General features: G+C 51.0%; 1 protein-coding gene. It reads left to right on the top strand.

Translation table 11 applies throughout. The features are described from left to right. On the top strand, positions 1 to 286 hold a 286-nt coding region (locus P0G09_RS20730), incomplete at both ends, for a hypothetical protein (RefSeq protein ID WP_275253626.1).

Below are 286 nucleotides of genomic sequence, written 5' to 3'. Positions count from 1 at the left end.
GGAAAACTTCCTTGATCACAGCCACAGCAGTGTGATCATTCGTGCCTACGATAACAGCTACATTAACCCGGAAAAGAAGGAAAAGGACGTCTTTGCCATCAACGTGCTGAAGACCCTGTTCCTGAGCAAATATGTGGTGGAGATCGAGGCAAATGTGGACAACATCACCCGCCTGAGGATCGCCAACCTCGACGATGACCGCCTTGCTCTGAAAGCAGAGGTAGAGGAAGCCCTGAAGGTGCTGATGCGCCAGATGCTGATCCAGAAAAACGGCAGCGTTTATGTG

It is taken from the genome of Faecalibacterium sp. DFI.5.82, assembly GCF_029076575.1.
Taxonomy (GTDB): Bacteria; Bacillota; Clostridia; order Oscillospirales; family Ruminococcaceae; genus Faecalibacterium; species Faecalibacterium duncaniae.
The sequence above is the reverse complement of the archived record's forward strand: the minus strand, read 5'-3'. Positions and strand labels throughout refer to the sequence as shown.